Below are 5,307 nucleotides of genomic sequence, written 5' to 3'. Positions count from 1 at the left end.
GGCAACGCCTTTGTTTCGGTCAGGGGCAAAAGAACCGGCTGAAAACCTGCCTCCTCCAGCCGATGCGCTGTGCGCGAAGCACCCGGTTCCGGCCTGGTCACCAGGACGCGAAGCATTTCAGAGCCAGCCGTCGAAGAACTTTTCGCCGGCCCTGGCGCGCACGCTCCGGGCCGCTTCGCCGCCGATCCGGGCGGCGTCTTGCGCCGGTCCCTGCAGTTCGACCGTGTGTGACTGCGTGCCGTCGGGCGAGATGATCAGCCCGGCAAAAGACAGTTTTCCGGCCTCGATCGCCGCATAGCCGGCGATCGGCGTGCGGCAGGAGCCATCGAGCGCCGCCAGGAAGGCACGCTCGCAGGCCAGCGCCTGGCCGGTCGGCACATCATGGACGGCCGCCAGCATCTTTTCGACATCGCGGTCGCCGATACGGGTTTCGATGCCGATCGCGCCTTGCCCCGGCGCCGGCGGGAAGACATCGAGCGGTATCAGGTCGGTGACGACATGCTCGAGCCCAAGCCGCTTCAGCCCGGCATAGGCCAGGATCGTGCCGGCGGCGACGCCTTCGTCGAGCTTGCGCAGCCGCGTCTGCACATTGCCGCGGAACATCACCACGTCGAGATCCGGCCGCATCCGGCGGATCAGCGCTTGCCGCCGTAGCGACGACGAGCCGACTTTCGCCCCGCGCGGCAGTTCGGCGATCGTCTTCGCCGCTTTGCCGACAAAGGCGTCGCGTGCGTCCTCGCGCGGCAGGAAGGCCGACAGTTCGAGGCCGTCGGGCAGTTGCGTCGGCATGTCTTTCGACGAATGCACGGCGATGTCGATCCGGCCGGCCAGCAGCGCCTCCTCGATCTCCTTGGTGAACAGGCCCTTGCCGCCGGCTTCCGACAGCGGCCGGTCCTGAATGCGGTCGCCGCTGGTCGAGATGACGACCACCTCGAACGCCTCCGCCGGCATGCCATGCGCGGCCATCAGCCGCGCCTGCGTTTCATGCGCCTGCGCCAGCGCCAGCGGGCTGCCGCGTGTTCCGATTCTCAAGATTGTTTGCATGGCGCGCAGTCCGTGATAACCCCCCGGCAAGCGAGGCTTTTCCGGGGTTCTCCTAACGGGGAAAACCCCATGATACAATCTTTAGGGACAGCGACGAATTGATCCGCGTGCTGGGCATAGAGACGAGTTGTGACGAGACCGCCGCCAGCGTGGTGGCCGTCGACGGCGACGCCGCGCCAAAAATCCTGTCCAACATCGTGCTCAGCCAGATCGAGGAGCATGCCGCTTTCGGCGGCGTCGTGCCGGAAATCGCCGCGCGCGCCCATGTCGAGGCGCTGGACGGCATCATCGAGGCGGCGCTTGCCGATTCGGGCACGGCGCTAGCCGATATCGACGCGATTGCCGCCACCGCCGGCCCCGGCCTGGTCGGCGGGCTGATCGTCGGGCTGATGACCGCCAAGGCAATCGCCGCGGCGGCGAACAAGCCGCTGATCGCCATCAACCACCTCGAAGGCCATGCGCTGACCGCAAGGCTGACCGACGGGCTCGACTTTCCCTATCTCTTGCTGCTGGTCTCCGGCGGCCATACGCAAATCGTCGCCGTGCGGGGTGTCGGCGGCTACCAGCGCTGGGCAACGACTATCGACGACGCGCTCGGCGAAGCCTTCGACAAGACGGCCAAGATGCTTGGCCTGCCCTATCCCGGCGGACCGAATGTCGAAAAGGCGGCACAGGCCGGCAACGCCTCGCGCTTTGCCTTTCCGCGTCCGATGAAGGGCTCGGCCCAGCCCGACTTCTCCTTCTCCGGCCTCAAGACCGCCGTGCGCCAGGCGGCGAGCGCCATTGCGCCGCTGAGCGACCAGGACGTCGCCGACATCTGCGCCTCGTTCCAGGGGGCCGTAGCCGATGCTCTGGCCGACCGTGTTTCTCGCGCGCTGACGCGCTTTCGCGAGACATTTCCCGGCACCAGGAACCCAGCCCTCGTCGTTGCCGGTGGTGTCGCCGCCAACCGCACGATCAAGACCATGCTGGAGCGGCTCTGCGCCGAGACCGGCTTCACCTTCATTGCGCCGCCACTGAAACTTTGCACCGACAATGCGGCGATGATCGCCTGGGCCGGCATCGAGCGGCTGCGCGAGGGCATGGCGCAAGAGAACGGCTTCGATTTCGTGCCGCGCTCGCGCTGGCCGCTGGACAGCATCTCGGCGCCGATGGTCGGCTCCGGCCGGCGCGGAGCCAAGGCATGAACGAGGTGGCAATGAGCGGCAACGTCACCGCGCCAAGCGGCTGGCGCGTTGCCGTGCTCGGCGGCGGCGCCTGGGGCACTGCCTTGGCCTTGGCCATGCTGCGCGCCGGCCATTTCGTCCGCCTTTACGCGCGCGATCCGGAGACCGTCGCCGCGATCGACCGCGGCGAAAATCCACGCTACCTGCCGGGCATTACGCTCCAGCCCGGCATCGTGGCGACGAGCAACATCCAGGCCACGCTCGACGGTGCCGATTGCGTGCTGGCGGTGACGCCGGCGCAGTCGCTGCGGGCGACGCTGGCGGCCGCGAAGGACCATATGCCGGCCGGTATCCCGCTGGTTCTGTGTGCCAAGGGCATCGAAAGCGAGACTGGCGCGTTGCTATCGGCGATTGTCGAAGAAATCCTGCCGCTCAATCCGGTTGCCGTTTTGTCGGGCCCGAGCTTCGCCACCGACGTCGCCCGCGGCCTGCCGACGGCCGTTGTGGTCGCCGCCCGCGACGAGGCATTGGCCGCCGATCTCGCCGCCCGCTTTTCCGCCGAAAATCTGCGCTGCTATTCGAACGACGACCTGATCGGCGTCGAGATCGGCGGCGCCTTGAAGAACGTCTTTGCCATTGCCGCAGGTGCCGTCACTGGGGCGGGTCTCGGCGCCAGCGCCCAGGCCGCCATGGTGACGCGCGGCTTTGTCGAATTGCGCCGCATCGGCGCTGCCTTCGGCGCCAGGCCCGAAACGCTGATGGGGCTTTCCGGCCTTGGCGACCTGCTGCTGACCTGCTCGTCCACCCAGTCGCGCAATTTCGCCTATGGGTTGGCGCTCGGGCAAGGCAAGCCACTTGCCGGATTGCCGCTGGCAGAAGGCGTGCCGACGGCGGCGATCGCAGCCCGCATTGCGACCGAGCGCAACATCGACGCGCCGATCATTGCCGCCGTCGCCGCCATACTGGATGGCACCATCACCGTCCGGCAGGCCGTGACGGCGTTGATGACCCGGCCGCTGAAGACCGAAACCAACGATTGATCCCCACGACTTTGAACGATCAGGAGAAAAAATGCTGTTTGCTGTGATTTGCAAGGACAAGCCCGGAAGCCTGCAGGTGCGCCTCGACACGCGGCCCGAGCATGTTGCCTTTCTCGAGGGGTTGAACGGCGACAAGAAGCTGGCATTCGCCGGTCCGTTCCTTGACACTGAAGGCAGGTCCAATGGCAGCCTCGTGGTCGTCGAAGCGCCCGACCTGGCAGGGGCGCAGGCTCTGTCGGCCGCCGACCCCTACGCCAAGGCCGGGCTGTTCGAAAGCGTCGAAATCCGCCCGTGGAACTGGACGTTCAACAAGCCGGCGGCTAGTTAATCCCGGTCGCCAGCGCGACTCCAAGGAGGAGAAAGACATGAACTACTGGCTGTTCAAATCCGAGCCATTCAAGTTCTCCTTCGAGATGCTGAAGGCCAAGGGCAAGGCCGGCACGCAATGGGACGGCGTGCGCAACTACGCGGCGCGCAACAACATGAAGGCGATGCAGATCGGCGATCTCGGCTTCTTCTACCACTCCAACGAGGGGCTGAACATCGTCGGCATCGCTGAAGTCTGCGCGCTTGCCCATCCCGACACCACGTCGGACGATCCGCGCTGGGAATGCGTCGACATCCGCGCCGTAAGGGATGTACCGAACCCGCCGACGCTGGAACAGGTGAAGGCCAATCCGAGGCTTGCCGACATGGCGCTGGTGCGGCTCGGACGGCTTTCCGTGCAGCCGGTGACGCCGGCCGAATGGAAGGAAGTCTGCCGCATGGGCGGCTTGACGCCGGTTCCGTGACGGCGCTCACGCCCAACAGCGCCAAACAGTTCATTCTCGACAACACGGCGCTGATGGCGCCGCCGCACGTGCCGGAGATCCTGCTTCATCTTGCCGACGAAGCGCATGATCTGTGGCAGCGGACCGAGGAAGAGCTGGTCGAAATCGGCCTGCCGCCGCCCTTCTGGGCCTTTGCCTGGGCCGGCGGCCAGGGCCTTGCCCGCTATGTCCTGGACAATTCCGGCACGGTGCGTGGCAAGCACGTGCTCGACTTTGCTTCCGGCTCCGGCCTTGTCGCCATCGCCGCCGCCAAGGCCGGTGCCGCCAAGGTGATCGCCTCCGACATCGACCCGTTCTGCGCCACCGCGATCCGGCTCAACAGCGAGATCAACGGTATCGGGACCGAATTCCTCGGCACGGATTGCATCGGCACCGATGCAGGTTGGGACGTGGTCCTGGCCGGTGATGTTTTCTATGACAAATCTTTCGCTGACCGGCTGGTGCCATGGTTCGCAACGCTGAAGGCGCGCGGCGCCGAAATCCTTGTCGGCGATCCCGGCCGGTCGTATCTGCCGAAGACAGGGCTGGAGCCGCTTGCGGTCTATGAAGTGGCCGTCACGCGGGCGCTGGAGGATGCGCTGGTCAAGCGCACGACCGTCTGGCGGTTCGCTTGACGCGATCGCCGAACAGGCGTTCCATCATATCCAAATCAGAGGGGGGAGCTCATGGATTTTTCAGCAGTGAACTGGCTGGCGGTGGTCGCTGCCGCAATCGTGGCGTGGCTGTTCGGCGCCGCCTGGTACATGAGCCTGAGCAAGGCGTGGCTGAAGGCCGCCAAGCTCGATCCGGCCACGATGAAGAAGTCGCCGCTGCCCTTCGTCGTCAGCTTCATCGCCGAACTGGTCATGGCCACGATAATGGCGCTGGTCGTCGGCGCGATGACCGGCGGCGAGCCGACATGGCTCGCCGGACTTGTCTTCGGCTTCGTGCTCTGGCTGGGTTTCGTCGCCACGACGCTCTCGGTCAACCATCGCTACGAGAATTTCGGCTGGGACCTGACCCTCATCGACGGCGGCCACTGGCTCGGCGTGCTACTGATCATCGGCGCCGTCATCGGCTGGTTCGGCGCGGTGGCAAGCTGAGTCAAGAAGGGAGTAGGGCAGTAAGGCAGTAGGGGAATAGGGGAGCAGACGGCACCGACGCCTATCCCTACTGCCCTACTGCCCTACTGCCCTACTGCCCTACTGCCCTACTGCCCTACTGCCCTACTGCCCTACTGCCCTACTG

At 65.9% G+C, this 5,307-nt stretch carries 7 protein-coding genes and 1 pseudogene; 6 read left to right on the top strand and 2 right to left on the bottom strand.

Going from position 1 to position 5,307, the window contains the following annotated elements; translation table 11 throughout:
• Nucleotides 1-116 (bottom strand): annotated as a pseudogene (locus EN884_RS39750) (uroporphyrinogen-III synthase); the annotation flags it as partial.
• A gap of 1 nt (nt 117) precedes the next feature.
• A complete protein-coding gene (gene hemC / locus EN884_RS24665) occupies nt 118-1,044 on the bottom strand; it encodes a hydroxymethylbilane synthase (protein ID WP_063170402.1) in 927 nt (308 codons plus the stop codon).
• A 101-nt stretch (nt 1,045-1,145) separates the two neighbouring features.
• Between hemC and tsaD the strand changes: the two genes are divergently transcribed.
• Genes tsaD through EN884_RS24635 form a run of 6 tightly spaced genes read left to right on the top strand, consistent with a single transcriptional unit; the run spans nt 1,146 to nt 5,162 of the window.
• Nucleotides 1,146-2,231 (top strand): tRNA (adenosine(37)-N6)-threonylcarbamoyltransferase complex transferase subunit TsaD, encoded by a 1,086-nt coding sequence (gene tsaD, locus EN884_RS24660; protein WP_181172687.1) that lies wholly within the window; start codon nt 1,146-1,148, stop codon nt 2,229-2,231.
• Complete coding sequence (locus tag EN884_RS24655) at nt 2,228-3,250, top strand: NAD(P)H-dependent glycerol-3-phosphate dehydrogenase (protein WP_063169519.1); 1,023 nt, start codon at nt 2,228-2,230, stop codon at nt 3,248-3,250. Before tsaD ends, EN884_RS24655 begins: the two co-directional genes overlap by 4 nt.
• 31 nt (nt 3,251-3,281) lie before the next feature.
• A complete protein-coding gene (locus tag EN884_RS24650) occupies nt 3,282-3,578 on the top strand; it encodes a YciI-like protein (protein ID WP_063169520.1) in 297 nt (98 codons plus the stop codon).
• 37 nt (nt 3,579-3,615) lie between these two features.
• Complete coding sequence (locus EN884_RS24645) at nt 3,616-4,041, top strand: EVE domain-containing protein (protein WP_063169521.1); 426 nt, start codon at nt 3,616-3,618, stop codon at nt 4,039-4,041.
• Nucleotides 3,996-4,694 carry a methyltransferase gene (locus EN884_RS24640; protein ID WP_174299057.1) on the top strand — a complete coding sequence of 233 codons (699 nt, stop codon included), beginning with the start codon at nt 3,996-3,998 and terminating at the stop codon, nt 4,692-4,694. Before EN884_RS24645 ends, EN884_RS24640 begins: the two co-directional genes overlap by 46 nt.
• 51 nt (nt 4,695-4,745) lie before the next feature.
• Complete coding sequence (locus EN884_RS24635) at nt 4,746-5,162, top strand: DUF1761 domain-containing protein (protein WP_024503046.1); 417 nt, start codon at nt 4,746-4,748, stop codon at nt 5,160-5,162.
• Nucleotides 5,163-5,307: the final 145 nt, after the last annotated feature.

Origin of the sequence: Mesorhizobium sp. M7A.F.Ca.AU.001.01.1.1, from assembly GCF_004022735.1 — a bacterium.
In the GTDB taxonomy this organism is placed as follows: domain Bacteria; phylum Pseudomonadota; class Alphaproteobacteria; order Rhizobiales; family Rhizobiaceae; genus Mesorhizobium; species Mesorhizobium ciceri.
The sequence above is the reverse complement of the archived record's forward strand: the minus strand, read 5'-3'. Positions and strand labels throughout refer to the sequence as shown.

Coding starts and splice junctions, on each gene's coding strand:
- hemC (WP_063170402.1), bottom strand. CDS start 1,044: ATGCAAACAATCTTGAGAATCGGAACACGCGGCAGCCCGCTGGCGCTG.
- EN884_RS24655 (WP_063169519.1), top strand. CDS start 2,228: ATGAACGAGGTGGCAATGAGCGGCAACGTCACCGCGCCAAGCGGCTGG.
- EN884_RS24650 (WP_063169520.1), top strand. CDS start 3,282: ATGCTGTTTGCTGTGATTTGCAAGGACAAGCCCGGAAGCCTGCAGGTG.
- EN884_RS24645 (WP_063169521.1), top strand. CDS start 3,616: ATGAACTACTGGCTGTTCAAATCCGAGCCATTCAAGTTCTCCTTCGAG.
- EN884_RS24640 (WP_174299057.1), top strand. CDS start 3,996: ATGGAAGGAAGTCTGCCGCATGGGCGGCTTGACGCCGGTTCCGTGACG.
- EN884_RS24635 (WP_024503046.1), top strand. CDS start 4,746: ATGGATTTTTCAGCAGTGAACTGGCTGGCGGTGGTCGCTGCCGCAATC.